Genomic DNA, 18,156 nt, shown 5'->3' on the forward strand with positions numbered 1-18,156 from the left:
AAGTAAGTAATTTCAATGGCATTTTTTGATAAAGGAGCCCTATTATCAAATCTTCAAACTTAGGCAATAATAGAGTCATCTTTGAGCCAATTGGACAAGACTTTGTGGCGAAAGTTCAAGATCCCGTCACTCGGGTGATTATCGTGGGAGCAGGGTTTTCGGGTATTGCTGCTGCTAATTCACTGCAAACTTGCGGTGTGGAAGTGGTGGTGTTGGAAGGGCGCTCGCAGATCGGCGGGCGTACGCGCACGCTGCCCGCCCTGGGTGCAAGTGTAGAGGCGGGGGGCGCCTGGATTCATGCACCGATCGGTAATCCTTTGACCGACCTGGCCAACTTTCTTTCCATCGAACAACGCCGGTTTGCGCTGAGCGACATTTTTTCGGAGATGCGGCTGGCAGGCTTGCACGGAGAAGTGTTAGATACGCTGGAGCGTGATCGTGTTATGCAGCTTGCCGATGAGATTGAGACGGAACTGACGCAGTTGGCGTTTAAATATGCGCCCACACAGAACGTCGCCGACCTGCTCGAATTGCGACTACGCTCAATCACCGATCCATCTCTACGGGCGTGGGTGCGCTTTGTTGTATACACGGGGTTTCAGGCTGATTTAGCTTGTCATGCAGAAGATATTTCCATTGCCAATTACGCCTGGGATGCAGGGTTCAGCGGGGGAGATAACTGCATCGTGGGCGGTTACGGAAAAATGCTTTCCCGTCTTGCCGATGGTTTGGAAATATACTGCGACGCGCTCGTAGGTGAGGTGCGGCAAACTACTGAAGGCGTTACAGTACGCTGTACCGACGGGCGCGTAGAGCGGGGGTCGCATGCGGTGATCAGCGTGCCGCTGGGCGTCCTGAAGGCTGGTGGCATCCGTTTTTCGCCGGACTTGCCAGTGGCAAAAAAGAGAGCCATCGAGCATCTGGGTTTTGGGGCATTCGAAAAACTTATTCTCCAATTCGAGCAGGCATTTTGGAAAATTGGGAACGCTAGTCCCTGTGGTGTATTCATTCGGGATCACCCAGTTTTCCCGTACTGGATTGATGTAACCTCAACCGCCGGTCGACCGACCTTGGTCGCGCACATCGCAGGCCCGCCAGCCCTTGCATTAGCTGACTTCAGCCCCGATGCAGCGCTCGCGATGGCTTTAGCGGCACTCGCTACCGCCTTTGCTTGTGAAATACCGAGACCTACGGCCGTCCATCAGACCAATTGGTCTGGCGATCCCTGTAGTCGCGGCGCGTATACACATTTGTCTCCCGTTTCTACAATTGAGGATTTGCAGTCGCTAGGCGAACCCGTAGGTCGTATTCTCTTCGCCGGCGAGGCGACTTCCATGCAACGTTTCGGCTATGTTGACGGGGCCTACATCTCGGGTCTTCGCGAGGCACAGAGGTTGGTCAGCGCTCCTGGGGTGCAATTATCAGCAATTAACTACGATCACCAGGGATAGTGAAATGCAAAAAAACGGACTATCGGTGACAAGCGTCGGGAATCCGGTGCCTACTACCACCTTGTTCTCGGTGATCAGTACCCTTGCTAGACGTCGTCACGCTCCAATTGACAGCGCCTGTTTTCGTAGACTTTTCTCAGACTAAAAACACCCAATGAATCAACGTGTACCCGCCGCATTTTCGTGTGTTCAGGACGGCTTTGATAAAAGTCAGTTGCAAGCCAGCGGCGCCTTTGTGGAAGAATTTGAACTTAAGCCCTATGCGCCTGGCACTTTGGATGGCTTGCGATTCGCTGTCAAAGATAACATCGACATCTGTGACCGCCTGACCTCGTATGGCAGTAAACCCTGGCGTGATGTGCATCCGCTTTCAGCATTTCACGCGGTTTGTGTTGAACAGTTGTTGGCGGTTGGCGCTCACTGCGTCGGAAAAACCGTGGCCGATGAATTCACCTACAGCCTGGATGGGGAGAGCCACTTCTTTGGCACCCCATTGAATCCGCGTGCACCTGATCGAATTCCTGGGGGCTCATCTAGTGGTTCGGCATCAGCGGTCGCCTGCGAGCTGGTGGATTTTGCACTTGGTACTGACTGCGGTGGATCTATTCGAGTTCCAGCCAGCCTTTGCGGAGTTTTTGGGATGCGTCCAAGTTTGCACCGCATTTCCGAAGCCGGCGTGCTTCCTTTTGCACCGAGTGTAAGTACCGTCGGTGTATTGGCTCGAAGTCTACCCATTCTGCGCAAAGCAATGCGCGTGCTTCTTCGCAGCCAAAATGTGATATCCCCAACGGTTAAAAATGTGTATCTATTGGAAGATGCCTTTAAGCTGGCAGATCCTGCTATCCAAGATGCGCTATCTGAACATCTTGCTTACCTGCGCAACCGCACTGATATCACCGTTTCTTCGATTACGCTGCGCGACATAACAGGGCTGAATCTGGACTTGATGTCATGCAACAAGAAAGCGCTACGCGTTCTGCAGACGGTAGAGGTGGGCAATGCGATAGGTGGCTGGATTCGTGCAAATCAACCCGAGCTAGGACCAAATTTCCAGGCTGGATATCGAAATGTCGAAGACTATGATCGCAGTACCCTGAGTGATGGCTTGAACCTGTGCGAGAACCTCTTTACCCGAATCGCTGCATTCACTAAGCCGGGCGATGTTTTCTGTTACCCCACTGCACCAGTATTGGCACCGAAGAAGGGCACATTAACTGGCGACAACCTTCCCGTCGTTCTCGACTATTACGACCGGACCATGGCCGTTACGTCCTTCGCGGGTGTTGCCAGATTGCCAGAAATAACCCTCCCGCTGGCCCAGGTCGATGGAGTTCCAATCGGTCTGTCTTTAACTGCAGGCCACTATCAAGATAAATTTCTTCTTGATGCTAGTCAGCACTTATGGGGCGCGCGCTTGGCGTCCTAACGGTTAGGCGTCAGTCGCGTATTAATTTTTAGAAAAGAGAATATGAAATCAATTTTCCTCAACGGTACCGTTGGTGTTGGGAAATCAACCACCGCCGAACACTTGGGGGCATGCCTTGCCGCGCGCAGTACGCCCCATGCAGTCATTGATCTGGACAGTATTCGGCAGTATTGGCCCGCGTCGGCACGCGATCCGTTCAACCTGGAAATTGAGCTATTGAACCTGGCAGCACTTGCCGCCAACTTTGAACGTGCTGGGGCGCAATATTTGGTGATATCCGGGGTCATTGAGAACGTAAATAGCGCGGCGCGTTACCGTGCAGCCCTGCGAGGCCAGCCGCTCTTCATCTTTCGGCTCATGGCCCCATCCGAAGTGATAGGGCAGCGCTTGCAGGCACGGCATCAGAACGACTCGAAAGCGCTTCATTGGCATCTGCAACGAAGCCTTGAGCTCGATTTAATTCTTCGCGATGCAAATGTGGATGACACGGTGATTGAATGCGCCGGGAGCTCGCCACATGAAATAGCAGAGAAGGTTCTTTCCGTTGTTGGCTGTGCAACAGGCCCAGCCCTACTAGCCGACAATCAGATACGCTTCAGTTAGAAGAAATACCTTATGAAATCACATACCACCGATCGGCTCATGCTACGTCCATGGACGCTGGATGATGTAGAGTTCGTTTTCGACATGTATTCTCGATGGAAGGTCCAACGCTTCATCGGATTTTCCCCTCGAGTACTGGCATGCCGAGCAGAGGCTGAGGAAAAAATCCTTCAGTGGCAAAGTCTGCGGCATGAGATCAACGGTTTCTGGGCCATCACATCCAAAGAATCAGGAGCCTTGCTTGGTACCGTATTTTTAAAGCCGATTCCATTTTCATTCGAAAACAATGCATCATGCTCACCCGACGACACAGAAATTGGATGGCATCTTCACCCAAAAGCATGGGGCAAGGGATTTGCATCCGAAAGTGCGGCAGCACTACTACAGCATGCATTCGGTGAAGGTCTTGAACGAGTGGTAGCCGTCACCTATCCTGAAAATATTGCGTCTGTCGGCGTATGTGAACGAATCGGCATGCGCTACGAGGGATTGAGTTCAGCGTATTACAACGCGACGGTCAAGTTGTTTACGGCAATGAAACCCGCGCTGTGATTTTGCCAGGATGTATTTCAGAATAACTGAAGAGCCGTAAACATTACTTTGTCAGGCCATCATCCCGCAGATCCGCAGGCGATCACCGCTATGCCTGGCCGTGGTGTGAACTCGGCTCTGACAGCGTCATGACGTGCTAGCGTCGACTGCACGGAATGGTGCAAGCAGGCGTTTGACGGAGCATCCATGAAGCGATCTTGAGTCTGCTTCGTGAGCAACATCATAACGGATCGAGCCAGCATTGGCGCTGCGAGCACAGTGACCGAAACTCGACTGATTGCGGCAAGTTCGGCTGAGAGCGCCATTTGTTGGTCGACCGGGGGGGGCTGCCACGAATCGCTAGAATCACAGATGTACAAGTGCTTGATTCACGACTGCTCATCGCGCTCGTAGAGTCGATCCCAGCCGTTAAATGAATGCCATGCCGGGCACTTAACCGCTGTGCGCAACTCTGCCTCAGCTAACTTGGCATCACTCGTAGTTGCGCCTTCCGGCAGCTTTCTGTGAATTCTTTTGCCATCGACCATGATGCCGACGTGCTTCCTGCCTTTTTTGTCGTCCCAGATGGACATTGGTTGTTCTCCTTTAACCAGTTCTTGCATTCTTCAAGGTCGTAGCGCTTGGAGCGCACGCCGACCGGTGTATATGGCAATCCTGCCTGCTCGAGGCGGCGGATCGTAGATTCGCTGACGCCGAGCGCGGCGCAGATCTGTTGCCTGTTCAGTTCGCCGGCCGTGGTGGCGGTGCGCTTACCGCCAGCCTTGCCCATCGCTGCCACCATTTCGGCGATATGGCGCATTTCTACGTCGCTCATGTTCATGGCGCGCTCCCGGCTAGGAGATTAATCATTCTGCATGCTCCAAAAAGGTTATTTCGCCGGGCTGGCGCGGTGTCGCGTCACCCATCAGGTAAATCACGGACGACACGCCACCGCCCAGCACTTGGGTGAGTTTGACGGGTGAAGCTGGCTTGTCGGGTGGTGACATCGAGCTGGACAACGGCGATGGTGCACTCGATGGCTGGTTGCTCGATGTGTGGCGCAACCGTGCCATCAAAGCATGGGCTGGCGACCCCAGCTGGCCGCGTGCCGATTTCCGCCTGGTGTTCGACGGCATCATCGATGACGTTGGCAGTTCCAGCCGCGAGACAATCAACCTGGTGCTGCGCGACAAGCTGCAACGCCTGAATACGCCCATCACCGAGGTCAAGCTGGGCGGTACGACGCCGAACAAGGATGCAATCTTGCCGATACCGTTCGGGGAATGCCACAACGTCACGCCGCTGCTGACCGATCCGGTCACCCTGGAGTATGGTTTTCTCGGTGCCGTCGGGTCGATTTTCGAGGCGCGAACCAACGGCAAGCCGATTGCCGTGGCCTCGAATGACCAGGCCGGGCGCTTCAACCTGACCACGCCGCCATACTCGGCTGCGATCACGGTGAGCGTGCAGGGCGACAAGGGCGGCGGCTACCAGTCAGTCAGCCACGACAGCGTTTTCCGCATCGAGCTTAGCGCGATAGCGATACCACGGTCGCGGCTGCCTCGGGTACCGTTGGCACGATAATCAACACCACCGCTTGAGCTTTGACAAGCTGATTGAAACGCTTGGGTAAGCATCCTCATTTGCGGGGAAGTGGTGCCACCCCTGGCAGGCGTGCGCCAATAGAACGACAGACAATACTGCTACGTTGCTGGCAAACAGGAGGCGCCATGTCCGACATCCTCGAATTATTGCAATGGCCCGCCATGGCCGCTTCGCTGCTGGCGGCCTGGCTGGTGGGTTCGCGCACCGCCGCGCGGCGCCTCGCCGGGTTCTGGGTCTTTTTGATCAGCAATGCGCTGTGGGTCTGCTGGGGCTGGCAAGACGCAGCCTGGGCCTTGATTGTGCTGAACGTTTGCCTGGCGCTGATGAATGTGCGTGGCATCGTCAAGAACGAGCGGGCGTGACGTCGCTCCCACTTGGATATTGTCAATATTGAATGATTCTCCGTGGCCGCATACATGCCGTGCTATTCTCCTGCGCCCATTTCAAGGCCGAAAATGGCCGTTCTGGCCCGGCGCCATCAGATATTTGCTGTCTTATATAAGATTCGTCGCCATCGGATACACAAACAGCGGCAGGACAGTCTAAAATACGTGGTGGGCAAGCACGGCGTCACCGCCGGCACACTAGCCGTCCAAAGCAAGGCTAACCGTCCTGTGTTTGGAATGAAGAAAGTTAACCACCAGGCATCACCGCATACAAGGGAATGAACATGGCAACACAAAAATCCAAAATCATCTACACGCTGACTGACGAGGCGCCGCTGCTCGCGACGTATTCCCTGCTGCCAATTATCAAAAAATTCACCGCGCCGGCTGGCGTGGATATCGTCGCCACGGATATTTCGGTGGCGTCGCGTGTACTGGCCGAATTTCCCGAATTCCTGACGGACGCGCAAAAAGTCCCGAATACCCTGGCTGAACTGGGCAAACTGACCCAGAATCCAGACACCAACATCATCAAATTGCCGAACGTCAGCGCTTCCCAAGGTCAATTGATCGCTTGCGTGCGCGAATTGCAAAGCCGTGGCTACAAGCTGCCGGACTATCCGGAAGATGCGAAGACGGAAGAAGAAAAAGCCTTGAAGGCCCGTTTCGGCAAGTGCATCGGCAGCTCCGTCAATCCGGTCCTGCGTGAAGGCAATTCCGACCGCCGCGCACCGAAGGCTGTCAAAGAGTATGCACGCAAGCACCCGCATTCGATGGGCGAGTGGAGCCAGGCGTCGCAAACCCACGTCTCGCACATGCATCATGGCGACTTCTACCATGGCGAAAAATCGCTGACCCTGGAAAAGGCCCGCGATGTCAAGATGGAACTGGTCACCGCCTCGGGCAAGACCATCGTGCTGAAACCGAAGGTTGCGCTGAAAGCGGGCGAAATCATCGACAGCATGTTCATGAGCAAGAAAGCGCTGCTGGAGTTCTACGAGAAGGAAATCGACGACGCCTTCAAGACGGGCGTGATGTTCTCGCTGCACGTCAAGGCGACCATGATGAAGGTCTCGCACCCGATCGTCTTCGGCCACTGCGTGCGCATTTTCTACAAGGACGCGTTCGCCAAGCACGCCGAACTGTTCGACAAGCTGGGCGTGAATGTCAACAATGGCATGAGCAACCTGTACGACAAGATCGAAACCCTGCCGGCGTCGCAAAAAGATGAAGTACTGAAAGATTTGCACGCCTGCCACGCGAATCGTCCGGAACTGGCCATGGTCGATTCGGCCAAGGGCATCACCAACTTCCATTCGCCGAACGACATCATTGTCGACGCGTCGATGCCCGCCATGATCCGCATCGGCGGCAAGATGTGGGGCGCCGACGGCCGTCCGAAAGACGTCAAGGCAGTCATGCCGGAATCGACTTTCGCACGGATCTACCAGGAAATGATTGGTTTTTGTAAATGGCATGGCAACTTCGATCCGAAGACCATGGGCACCGTGCCGAACGTGGGCCTGATGGCGCAGCAAGCGGAAGAATACGGTTCGCACGACAAGACCTTTGAAGTGCCGGAAGGTGGCACCGCCAACATCACCGACCTGGAAACGGGCGAAGTGCTGCTGACGCAAACGGTCGAACAGGGCGATATCTGGCGCATGTGCCAGGTCAAGGACGCACCGATCCGCGACTGGGTCAAGCTGGCCGTGACGCGCGCGCGCAACTCGGGCATGCCGGCCGTGTTCTGGCTCGATTCCTACCGTCCGCACGAGAACGAAGTGATCAAGAAGGTACAGGTTTACCTGAAGGAGCACGACACGAGCGGCCTGGAAATCCAGATCATGTCGCAGACGCGCGCCATGCGCTACACGCTGGAACGCGCCTTCCGCGGCCTGGACACCATCTCGGTGACCGGCAACATCCTGCGCGATTACCTGACCGATTTGTTCCCGATCCTGGAACTGGGCACGTCCGCCAAGATGCTGTCGATCGTGCCGCTGATGGCCGGTGGCGGCATGTACGAAACGGGCGCCGGCGGTTCGGCACCGAAACACGTCAAGCAACTGGTGGAAGAAAACCATTTGCGCTGGGATTCGCTGGGTGAATTCCTGGCCCTGGCCGTGTCGCTGGAAGACATGGGCATCAAGACGGGCAATGCGAAGGCCAAAACCCTCGCAAAAACCCTCGACGAAGCCACCGGCAAGCTGCTGGACAACAACAAGTCTCCATCGCCACGTACCGGCGAACTCGACAACCGCGGCAGCCATTTCTACCTGGCCATGTACTGGGCGCAAGCTCTGGCAGCGCAGAAGGACGATGCGGAACTGGCGGCGCACTTCGCGCCAGTGGCCAAAGCCCTGGCCGACAACGAAGAAAAAATCGTTGCCGAGCTGAAAGCAGTACAAGGCAAGGAAACGGATATCGGCGGCTACTACCTGCCTGATCCGGCGAAGACGGAAGCGGTGATGCGTCCGAGCGCCAGCCTGAATGCGGTGCTGGACAGCATCTGATGCAGTCCTGACAGGCAGTAAGTTCTTTACTGCCTGACAAAAAAATGCCGCCGGGAGCAATCCCGGCGGCGTTTTTCATTTCCCCTCAGTCTTATTTGTAGTGCTGGTAGACCGTAGCGCCATTGGCTTTCACCAGGAACACGTCGTAGGGATCGTTGCGTGGTCCTTCCATGCCTGGCGAGCCCATCGGCATGGCCGGCACGGCCAGGCCTTTCGCCTGGGGTTTCTCGCGCAGCAGGCGCTTGATGTCGCTGGCGGGCACGTGGCCTTCGATGGCGTAGCCGTTGACAATGCCCGTGTGGCAGGAGCCGAACTGGTCGGGTATGCCGGCGCGCTGGCGATATTGCGCCGGCATCTCGACGTTCTTGGCGCGCACGGTAAAGCCGTTCGCTTCCAGGTGCTTGATCCATGCGGTGCAGCAGCCGCACGAAGCGCTTTTGTAGACGTCGATGACGGGGGCGGCGGCCGTGGCGAGCAGGGGCAAGCCCAGCATGGCGGCGCAGGCGCCGCGCACTAATAAATGTTTGATCATGTGCTGCTTTCAGACGGAGTAGGTCTATCGTGGCCACACGGGTGGCCTGCTTGGGACGAGCTTGGACTTTAAGCGGAAAGCGGTCTTGGCGGCCGGCGCGGGCCGTCAGGAATGAATCCTGTCAGCAAGGTGGCCGTTGCGATGGTGACTTGTTGCGCGCCGGTGCAGGCTGCGGCAGGCAGGGAAAGGCAGGGCGGCATCAGCGCGCCCAGGCAAAAGTTCGCGCAGACGCCGCAAGCGGGGTGCTTGGCAGGGGCCGTGTTTTCTTCTTGCGTGTCGGCGTTGTGGGGGACGGCGGATGACTGCGCAGCGTGATGCTGGCAGTCCGCTGCCAGCATGGCGGCAGGCAAGGCAGCGAGTGGCGCGCACATCCGCGTGGCGCCGCTTGCTGCCGCTTGCAGCGGCATCGCCGTGATCAACAGCAGGATCAGCCATGTTTTGAAGAGTTTTAGCATCGCCAGAAAGTATAGCATAGGGGCATTGTCGCCAGAAGCAGGGACCTGTTAGCGCTCGGTGGCGCCCGCCTTCGATTCGTACATGGCCCGGTCCGCATGGCGCAGCAGCAACTGCATGCTATCGCCGTCGTCCGGGTAGTGCGCGACGCCGATGCTGACGCTGATGCGCAGGTGGCGGCCATCGGCGAGCCGCAGCGGGGTGGCCAGCGCCGCGTGGATTTTCCGTTCGATCAGCAGCACATCGAGCGACAGCGGATTGTTTTCCAGTAGCACGACGAATTCGTCGCCGCCCAGGCGGGCCAGGGTGTCCGTCTCGCGCAGGCAAGCCCTGATCCGGCTTGCCACGGCCTGCAGCAGCAAGTCGCCGCAGGCATGGCCGTATTGGTCATTGATTAATTTGAAACGGTTCAGGTCAAGAAACAGCAGCGACAGCCGGCCATCAAGGCGTTGGGCACGCGCAAACGCCGTCTGCAGGCGGTCATGGAACAGGCGCCGATTCGGCAGGCGGGTCAGTTCATCGTGCATGGCCATGAAGTGCATGCGGCTCTGCAGCTGCTTGCGCTCGATGGCGATGGCAAGTTGCTTGGCGACGAATTGCAGCAAATCGAGCTCGTGTTCGTTGCCTGTGGCAGCTCCCTGGCCGCTTTGCAATACCAGCACGCCGATGATGCCGCGCGACGACTGCAGCGGGACGGCGAGCCAGTACTCCTGCAGGTCGCCAGCGGCAGCCTGCAAGGCGGGCGGCAAGCCGGCCAGCTGGCCCGGTTCGATCAGCAAGGCGCGGCCGCTGCGCTGCACTTCTTCGCACAGCAGGCCCGCCAGCGCGGCGTGCATTGCCGGCGCGCCGTCCAGCCCCTGCTGCGCATGGTGCAAGTGCTGGCCGTGTTCGTCGCGCAGGGAGACGGTCAGGCTGCAGGCGGGCAGCAGTTCACAGACGATCTGGTGGATGCGCTGGAGCAGGGCCGGCAGTTCCTCGGTCGCATGCGCCGCCTCGGAGATGGCGTACAGCGCCGCCTGCTTCGCCTGCGTCTGTTTCAGCGTCGTGATGTCGCGCGCCACCGCCACGCGCAGCTGGTCGGTGGCGGACCAGCGGGCCGACCACATGATGTGCGCGACCCGCCCGTCTTTCCTGGTGTAGCGGTTTTCAAAGTGGACCTGGGCATGGCCGTTCATGATGGCCTGCGCCGCCGCGATGGTGCGCTGACGGTCGGCTGGCGCGACCAGGTCGAGCATGACCATGCCGATCATTTCTTCCTGGGTGTAGCCGAAGATACGTTCGCAGGCGGCGCTGACAAAGACAAAGCGTCCATTCACATCGACCATGCACACGGCGTCGAGCAGCAAATCGGTGAAGCTGGCGACCGGCGCGCTAATCAAATGTTTCATATGTTCACTATTCTAGTGGACATTGCCGATCGATATTGAAATTGTTGTTTTTAGAAAACAAAGAGTGTTGATCGCGGCTTGCCGATGCGTGTCACTGCGGAGCAGGTAGTCGGCGCCAGCCTGTCAATCATCGACGACAAACGCGTCCGGATCGAGTGGATCCAGCGTGACGATGGTGCCGCTGCCCGGCGCGCCGCCGCTCTGGCTGAGGCGTGCATGCAGCTGGGCCAGATAGTCGGCGCGGCAGCGGCGCAGCGCGTAGTCGCGGAAGTTGTCCTGTTCCAGGGTGCGCCAGGCGCGTTCGCGTCCTTGCGCCGAGCGCACGCCGGCCAGTTCGATGAGCGAGGGCGTGATGGCGGCGTCGCCGCGAGCGAGGCGCGTGTAGCCGTAGCGGTCCATATACGGGCCGGCGAGCGTTTCGATGAGGTTGATCTCGTCGTCTGACAGTTGCTGCCTGAATTTGTCGATGTTGGCCGTGATCGGTGCATGGCAGTTGGCCGACCACAGCGACGACAACTGTGCGATCTGCCGCGCTTCGGCCGACGCCGCCACGTCCAGCATCTGCAGCAGGAAGGCGATGCCGAGAAAGTCACATACCGTTTCGAGCGTCTCGTGTTGCCGCGCCAGGAAATCCTCATAGCGTATCGTCAGCACGCGCTGAGGATAGCGCTGCACGACGTGGTCGGCGGCCGTGTGGGCGGCCAGCCAGGTCCGGGCATTGAGCAGCGTGTCGAAATCGTGGATGATGGCGCGGTTCATCGACGCCACTTGCGCGCGCGGATCGCGCACCACGTTCAGGAACAGCATGTCCGGATACAGCCGCACGATGTCGTCGGCGTAGTGCACGCTGTCGAGCGACTTGTCCATCACCACCTGCGCCTGGCGGCGTTCGCCCGCGCGCAGCAGCAGCTCCCATGCCACGCGGTGGATGCTGCGCGGCTGGCCGCGCAGCGTTTCAAACAACTCCACCGGATCGAAGACGACTCCGGGCCACTTGACCATGCTGACCGCCGCCAGGCCCACCACATCGACCACCAGGCGAAAGTAGGCGCGGTCGTCGCGCAAGTCGCCGTACAGGGGCAGCAGCGGCATCATGTCGACCAGGTGCAGCGGATACGGTGAATAGAACTGGGGCGACAGGTTCAGGCGCAGGCGCAGGGCATGGCTGCCGCAGCGGCGCAGGGGGATCATCATGACAGGGCGCGGGCGTGCGCCGTCGGCGGGGTGGTGGCTGCTCATCGCATCATTCCTCAAACAGGTGGGTGCGCGGCATCAGATGAAGCGCGGGTACAGCTGCTGGAACAGCCGTTCGCACGCCTGTTCCAGCGACAGCGTGCTGGTATCGAGCGTCAGCGCCGGCGCCAGCGGCGCTTCATAGGGCGCCGAGACACCCGTAAATGCCGGGATCAGTCCGGCCCGCGCTTTTGTGTACAGTCCCTTGGGATCGCGTTCTTCGCACAGCGCGCATGGTGTGCTGATGTAGGCTTCGATAAAATCGTCGCCGCCGATGATCTGGCGCGCCATGTCGCGGTCGCTGCGCAGCGGCGAGATGAAGGCGCAGATGACCATCATGCCGGCGTCGTTCATCAGCCTGGCCACGACGGCGGCGCGGCGGATGTTTTCCTGGCGGTCGCGCGGAGAAAAGCCCAGGTCGCCATTCAGGTGCTGCCGCATATTGTCGCCGTCGAGCACGCAGCTCAGGCGGCCCTGCGCCAGCAGCTGCCTTTCCAGCGCGTACGCCAGCGTCGACTTGCCTGCGCCGCTCAGGCCGGTCAGCCATAATGTCGCAGCCCGCTGGCCGGCCAGCGGGCTGCGCTGTTCCTTGCCGATATGGCCAGCATGCGGGAAGATGTGTTGCGCCACGTGGCCCGCCGCGGCGATCTGTTCCAGTTTACCCATGTGCCACTCCCCCCGTTACCGGCTCAAAACTGTTCCCACTCGATTTCGCTGGGCTTGGCGACGGCCGGACGGGACGGTTTTGCCGTGGCGGGCGGGCGTCGTGCCGCCAGCGGCGGCGGTGGCGGACGGCTGACCACGCGCAGTCCCGCCTCGCGGCCGCCAGCGATGTTGCCCACGCGGAAGACGCTGACCACCTCGTTCAGGCTGTTGACCTGTTCCTGCATCGCTTGCGCGGCGGCGGCGGCTTCTTCGACCAGCGCCGCATTTTGCTGCGTCACATTGTCCATTTGCGTCACGGCCATATTGATCTGCTCGATGCCGGCCGATTGTTCCTGGCTGGCGGACATCATTTCGGACATGATGCCGGTGACGCGCCGCACGCTGGCGACGACCTCGTGCATGGTCGATCCTGCCTGCTCCACCAGCCGGTTGCCGGCCTGGACCTTGTCGACCGAGTCGCCGATCAAGTCCTTGATTTCCTTGGCCGCAGCGGCCGAGCGCTGCGCCAGATTGCGCACCTCGGTGGCCACCACGGCAAAGCCGCGCCCCTGTTCCCCGGCGCGGGCCGCTTCGACGGCCGCGTTCAGCGCCAGGATATTCGTCTGGAAGGCGATGCCGTCGATGACGGCGATGATGTCGACGATCTTGCGCGCCGAGACATCGATGGCCGCCATGGTGTCGACCACCTGCGCCACCACGGCGCCGCCCTTGGTGGCGACATCGGAAGCCGATTCGGCCAGCCCGTTGGCCTGGCGCGCATGGTCCGTGTTGATGCGCACGGTGCTGGTCAGTTCTTCCATGGACGACGCGGTTTGTTCCAGCGTGCTGGCCTGCTGCTCCGTGCGCGAAGACAAGTCCAGGTTGCCCATGGCGATTTGTCCCGCCGCCGTGGCGATGGTCTCGGTGCTGGCGTGAACTTGCTGGACGATTTGCGCCAGGCTGTCGCGCATCGATTGCATGGCGTGCAACAGGCTGTGCGTGTCGCCGGCGCGGGTATGGATGGGCACGGCCAGGTTGCCGCTGGCGATCTGTCCGGCGATCGCCGCCGCTTCGTCGGGTTCGCAACCGAGCTGGCGCGTCACGCTGCGCGTGATCAGCACGGCGGCCAGCAGGCTGGTGAGCAGCGCCAGCGAGCCGATGCTCAGCATCACTAGGCGCGCCTGGCTGTAGGCCGCCTCGGCCATGCTGGAGGCTTCGCTATTCTGCTTTTCCTCGACGGCGATCAAGGTGCGCAGCAATTCCCACCAGCGCTTTTGCACGGGGCGGAATTCATAGCGCAGCAGCTTGTAGGCATCGTCCTGCTTCTGCTCTAGTGCCAGCGCGGCGGCGCGCTGAATGAAGGGGGCCGCCAGCCCGCTTTGTGTGCGGATCTGTTCGAGCAGGCTTTTTTCTTCGCTCGAAGTGCCTTCCAGCTTGGTGAACATTTCCCCCAGCTTTTGCTGGGCGGCGGCGTATTTTTTTTCCTGCTCCGCGATGCGCGCGACCTCGATCTGGATCTCCTTCTCCTCCTTCAGCAAGATCAGATTGCGCAGCGCCAGCGCCCGCTCGGTCACTGTCAAGTCCATAGTCTGGGCCAGCCTGGTTTCGACGTTGTTGACCTTGGTCGCTTCATCCATGCGGTCCTGGATTTGCCGCATGCTGGTCAGTCCCAGCGCGATGACCAGCAACAGAAACAGGGATACCAGGCCAAAGCCCAGGCCAAGCCGCTTGGCGATGGTTAAGTTCAAAAATTTCATGCTGCCTCCTTAGGGCTGTGCTTGCCGTTTCGCATAAGCTCATGCGGATTTATCGTGAAGCACTCAACGATCATAGTGATTGAGGGCAGGTGGAATGTCACACAAAGTCACTTTCAGCATTTGAGCAACAGTAGAAATTTACTTGCGGCAACAGTTCAGATTGAGTTAGATGGCGAACGCGCGCGGGCGCGGGCGCGGGTGCGGCGGCGCAGCGTGAGTTGTATCAAGAATGAAAAATTTTCATGCTGTTTTGCGCTCATGATTTCACCTTTCACGTCGTTATAGCTGTGTCTGCTTAGCGTTTCAGATGTTGCGCGTCCCTTTCTCCATGCAAGTCTGGGAGTGTTTGAAGGTAAATAGTTATCAAAAAATGAAAGTTATGCATCTTTTATCCAATCACCGATCTTCGTTTAGCAAGGTATAAGGCCCATGACCTCCGTCTCCTCGATCCCGAGCTGGAATCCAAGTCCGTCCCGCGCCCTCAGTGCCGCAGCCAACAAGGCCGATGCCGCGCCGTCTACGGTGCCGAGCCCGTCTTCCATCGTTGCCATCGGAAGCAGGCAAGCCATCGCCGACCTGGCGCCGTCGCCAAAGATATGGGAAAGCCCGTCGCGCGATGACGTCAGCGAGCAAATGACGAAAAACTTTTTTTCGCGCACGGTTGGCGGCCGTTTCGCCGGCCTGGGCGCGAGCTTGCTGGAGCAGATCAAGGTGGGCGTGCGCAATGTGTCGCAGGCGGTGCAGCAATCGCCGCCGCGCATGGAACCGAATACCTATAGCGACATCGGGGCCATGCAAGCGGCCAGCTTGCACGGCAATGGCGAAGACAAGGTCACTCTCGGCATCACCACCAGGAGCGGCGTGGAGGTCAAGCTGTCGCTCGATAGCGAGGACGATGGCCTGGCCGTGCGCATGAGCACGAGCGGTGAACTCAGCGAGGCCGAGGCCGGCGCGTTGGGCGGCCTGGCGCAGGCCTTCCAGGAAGCCATCGATGGCATGGCGCAGGGCCAGCCGAAGATCAGCTTGAGCGGTCTGATGCAATTTGACCAGAAGGTACTGGCGTCGGTGAACTTGCACGCGGAAGTGAAAGTGCGCACCGAGCCGCAAAGCACGCAGACGCTGGACTTCCAGGCTGACAGCGCGCAGCGCAAGGTCAGCTTCAAGGGCGTGGCCGGATCGCTGGACGTGAAGGTGGACGCCAGCCAGCTCAATGCCCTGGGTAGCCAGGAGCAGCAGGCCAAGGCCATGAGCAGTTATATGAAGCAGATCGGCCAGGCCGCGTCGCGCGGGCATGGCGATCCGGCGCTGGTGGCGATGTTCAAGGATGCGTTTGGCGCCTTGCACAGCAACGCCGCCGCGCCGCAGGATGCGCGCGGCGTACCGGCAGCAGGCAAGTGGCGCCTGGCCGCCGAGGACAAGGCGATCTTGACCGGCATGGCGGACTTCAGCGCTTCGGTGTCGCAAACGCCGAAATCGATCAATTCCATGCGCTTGTCGGAAACGGATGGCTTCAACTATGAGCTGTCGCAACAGACGACCCTGGCCGGCGCCAGCGAGGACGAGCGCTCGATCCGGCAGCAGCAGCAATCAAAGCTGAGCGCCAGCTTCCACATGCCCTTGATCCCCGGCGTGCCGTTGCGCTTGACGGAAGCGGTGGAATCACAGAATTACACCTACCACCAGATCGAAGACACGGCCAGCAGCGATGCGCAACTGGCCTACAAGGAAGGCAAGCTGGTCAAAGCCAGCCTGCAACAAACAGCCACCCAGTCCACGCATGTCATGACATATGTGATGGGCAAGCTGGAGTCGGACACGACCACGCCGACCCAGCATTCCGTGCAGCGCGACTTGCTCACGCTGCTGTGGCCTTACAAGACGGGTACCACGGACCAGACTGTCGAGGGTAGGGATGAGCGGCACAAACAGGATTTGCTGACACTGAACGAGGAGATCATGCTGCAATCCTATCCCGGTCAGTGGATCAGCCCGTGGCAGGGTGACGCCATGTCCGCAGCACAGGAAGCCAGGAATGGGGCGGCCGGCGCATCAGCCGGCGCCTAGCGTGCAGAAAAAAAGCCCGTCTTCGCAAGAAGGCGGGCTTTTTCTTTGGCGCGAAGGTGTTGCGTCAGGCCTTGGCCTTGCGTTGCCTGACCCAGTAACCGACGCCCAGGGCGCCTAGCCAGACGGGGATCAGGTAGACGGAGATGCGCAGGCCCGGCGTCAGGTACATGATCACCAGAATACCTGCCAGGAAGACCAGGCACAGGTAGTTGGTGAACGGGTAGCCCAGGCTCTGGAACAAGGTCGTCTTGCCTTCGATTTTTTTCTGCGCGCGGAAGCGCAAATGGATCCAGCTGATCATGGCCCAGTTGATGATCAGCGCCGAGACCACGAGTCCCATCAGCACTTCGAACGCTTCGCCCGGCATGAAGTAATTGACCACCACGCAGGCGCCCGTCGCCAGAGCCGACACACCCAGCGCCGCCAGCGGCACGCCGCGACGGTTCAGGCGCAGCAGCGCGCGCGGCGCATTGCCTTGCTTGGCCAGGCCGAACAGCATGCGCGTGTTGCAGTACACGCCGCTGTTGTAGACGGAGAGGGCGGCCGTCAGCACCACCACGTTCAGGGCCGTGGCCACCAGGTTGCTGTCGAGCGCATGGAAGATCAGCACGAACGGGCTGCCGCCGGTGACGACGTTTTGCCACGGGTACAGCGACAGCAAAATGCCCAGTGCGCCAATGTAAAAGATCAGGATGCGGTAGATGGCCTGGTTGGTGGCGCGTGGAATCGTCGTGCTCGGGTCATCCGCTTCGGCCGCCGTGATGCCCACCAGTTCCAGGCCGCCGAACGAGAACATGATGACGGCCATGGCCATCACCAGGCCCTGCCAGCCATTCGGGAAGAAGCCGCCGTGCTGCCACAGGTTGGCCACCGACGCTTGCGGGCCCGCGTCGCCGGAGGCGAGCAGGTAAGCGCCGAAGACGATCATGCCGATGATGGCGACCACCTTGATGAGGGCGAACCAGAATTCCATTTCGCCAAAGGCTTTCACGTTCAGCAGGCTGATGGCGTTGATGGCGCAAAAGAAGATCAGCGCCGAGACCCAGGTGGGCACGCCCGGCCACCAGTACTGCACATAGATGCCGACGGCCGTCAGTTCGGCCATGCTGACGAGCACATACAGCACCCAGTAATTCCAGCCCGACAGGAAACCGGGCAGGTGGCCGCAGTATTTGTCGGCAAAATAGCTGAAGGAGCCGGCGACCGGTTCGTCGACCACCATCTCGCCCAGCTGGCGCATGATCAGGAAGGCGATGACGCCGGCGATGCCATAGCCCAGCAGGACTGAAGGGCCTGCCATCTTGATGGTTTGCGCGATGCCCAGAAACAGGCCGGTGCCGATGGCGCCGCCCAGGGCGATGAGCTGGATGTGGCGGCTTTTCAGGCCGCGCTTGAGCTCTTGTGGTTCGGTATTCCCGACTGCCGTCATATGTTTTATCCTGTTTTTACGGGGCTGAGGTCGCTGATTCTAAAGCATGGGCGCGCAAAGCAGGAGCGAAATGCATGTTGCACTGCGGAGGCGCAAGAAAAGCCCCGCATCTTCGCTGAACGGCGCGCAAAAGCGCT

Annotated in this window: 16 protein-coding genes; 8 read left to right on the forward strand and 8 right to left on the reverse strand. The window is 59.4% G+C overall.

The window, feature by feature from the left end; all coding sequences use genetic code 11:
* Positions 1–104 precede the first annotated feature (104 nt).
* The 4 genes from CLU93_RS23360 (at position 105) to CLU93_RS23375 (ending at position 4,032) form a co-directional block, all read left to right on the forward strand.
* Positions 105–1,451 carry a flavin monoamine oxidase family protein gene (locus tag CLU93_RS23360; protein WP_180287919.1) on the forward strand — a complete coding sequence of 449 codons (1,347 nt, stop codon included), beginning with the start codon at positions 105–107 and terminating at the stop codon, positions 1,449–1,451.
* A 154-nt stretch (positions 1,452–1,605) separates the two neighbouring features.
* Positions 1,606–2,877: an amidase family protein gene (locus CLU93_RS23365; protein ID WP_099763529.1), complete on the forward strand. Its 1,272-nt coding sequence runs from the start codon at positions 1,606–1,608 to the stop codon at positions 2,875–2,877.
* 42 nt (positions 2,878–2,919) lie between these two features.
* Positions 2,920–3,480: an AAA family ATPase gene (locus CLU93_RS23370; RefSeq protein WP_099763530.1), complete on the forward strand. Its 561-nt coding sequence runs from the start codon at positions 2,920–2,922 to the stop codon at positions 3,478–3,480.
* A 12-nt stretch (positions 3,481–3,492) separates the two neighbouring features.
* The gene (locus CLU93_RS23375; RefSeq protein ID WP_099763531.1) at positions 3,493–4,032 is read left to right on the forward strand and encodes a GNAT family N-acetyltransferase; all 540 of its coding nucleotides are present in this window, start codon (positions 3,493–3,495) and stop codon (positions 4,030–4,032) included.
* Between the two features lie 460 nt (positions 4,033–4,492).
* Here the strand turns inward: CLU93_RS23375 and CLU93_RS28320 are convergent, their stop codons facing one another.
* Positions 4,493–4,852, reverse strand: coding sequence for a helix-turn-helix transcriptional regulator (locus CLU93_RS28320; protein WP_180287920.1), 360 nt, complete (start codon positions 4,850–4,852; stop codon positions 4,493–4,495).
* 131 nt (positions 4,853–4,983) lie between these two features.
* Here CLU93_RS28320 and CLU93_RS23385 point away from each other — a divergent pair, with 131 nt between their 5' ends.
* The 3 genes from CLU93_RS23385 to CLU93_RS23395 all read left to right on the forward strand — a co-directional run bounded on the left by CLU93_RS23385 (position 4,984) and on the right by CLU93_RS23395 (position 8,518).
* Positions 4,984–5,595: a hypothetical protein gene (locus CLU93_RS23385; RefSeq protein WP_257225068.1), complete on the forward strand. Its 612-nt coding sequence runs from the start codon at positions 4,984–4,986 to the stop codon at positions 5,593–5,595.
* A gap of 146 nt (positions 5,596–5,741) precedes the next feature.
* Entirely contained in the window at positions 5,742–5,978 is a 237-nt protein-coding gene (locus tag CLU93_RS23390) for a hypothetical protein (protein WP_099763532.1), read from the forward strand.
* Between the two features lie 308 nt (positions 5,979–6,286).
* The gene (locus CLU93_RS23395) at positions 6,287–8,518 is read left to right on the forward strand and encodes an NADP-dependent isocitrate dehydrogenase (protein ID WP_099764563.1); all 2,232 of its coding nucleotides are present in this window, start codon (positions 6,287–6,289) and stop codon (positions 8,516–8,518) included.
* Between the two features lie 91 nt (positions 8,519–8,609).
* Here the strand turns inward: CLU93_RS23395 and CLU93_RS23400 are convergent, their stop codons facing one another.
* From CLU93_RS23400 to CLU93_RS23425, 6 genes are all read right to left on the reverse strand, one after another.
* Complete coding sequence (locus CLU93_RS23400; RefSeq protein ID WP_099763533.1) at positions 8,610–9,050, reverse strand: DUF411 domain-containing protein; 441 nt, start codon at positions 9,048–9,050, stop codon at positions 8,610–8,612.
* Positions 9,051–9,118: 68 nt separating this feature from the next.
* Positions 9,119–9,505 carry a hypothetical protein gene (locus CLU93_RS23405; protein WP_143451792.1) on the reverse strand — a complete coding sequence of 129 codons (387 nt, stop codon included), beginning with the start codon at positions 9,503–9,505 and terminating at the stop codon, positions 9,119–9,121.
* Between the two features lie 48 nt (positions 9,506–9,553).
* The gene (locus CLU93_RS23410; RefSeq protein WP_099763535.1) at positions 9,554–10,891 is read right to left on the reverse strand and encodes a sensor domain-containing protein; all 1,338 of its coding nucleotides are present in this window, start codon (positions 10,889–10,891) and stop codon (positions 9,554–9,556) included.
* Between the two features lie 123 nt (positions 10,892–11,014).
* Entirely contained in the window at positions 11,015–12,130 is a 1,116-nt protein-coding gene (locus CLU93_RS23415) for a sulfotransferase family protein (protein WP_099763536.1), read from the reverse strand.
* Positions 12,131–12,163: 33 nt separating this feature from the next.
* On the reverse strand, positions 12,164–12,790 hold the full coding sequence (gene cysC, locus CLU93_RS23420) for an adenylyl-sulfate kinase (protein WP_099763537.1): 627 nt from the start codon (positions 12,788–12,790) through the stop codon (positions 12,164–12,166).
* Between the two features lie 23 nt (positions 12,791–12,813).
* The gene (locus CLU93_RS23425) at positions 12,814–14,526 is read right to left on the reverse strand and encodes a methyl-accepting chemotaxis protein (protein WP_099763538.1); all 1,713 of its coding nucleotides are present in this window, start codon (positions 14,524–14,526) and stop codon (positions 12,814–12,816) included.
* 429 nt (positions 14,527–14,955) lie between these two features.
* Between CLU93_RS23425 and CLU93_RS23430 the strand changes: the two genes are divergently transcribed.
* A complete protein-coding gene (locus tag CLU93_RS23430; RefSeq protein WP_143451793.1) occupies positions 14,956–16,590 on the forward strand; it encodes a hypothetical protein in 1,635 nt (544 codons plus the stop codon).
* Between the two features lie 64 nt (positions 16,591–16,654).
* Here the strand turns inward: CLU93_RS23430 and CLU93_RS23435 are convergent, their stop codons facing one another.
* Positions 16,655–18,019, reverse strand: a complete 1,365-nt coding sequence (locus tag CLU93_RS23435; protein ID WP_099763540.1) for an amino acid permease — start codon at positions 18,017–18,019, stop codon at positions 16,655–16,657.
* Positions 18,020–18,156: the final 137 nt, after the last annotated feature.

This window comes from Janthinobacterium sp. 35, from assembly GCF_002754575.1.
Classification (GTDB): Bacteria; Pseudomonadota; Gammaproteobacteria; order Burkholderiales; family Burkholderiaceae_D; genus Janthinobacterium; species Janthinobacterium tructae.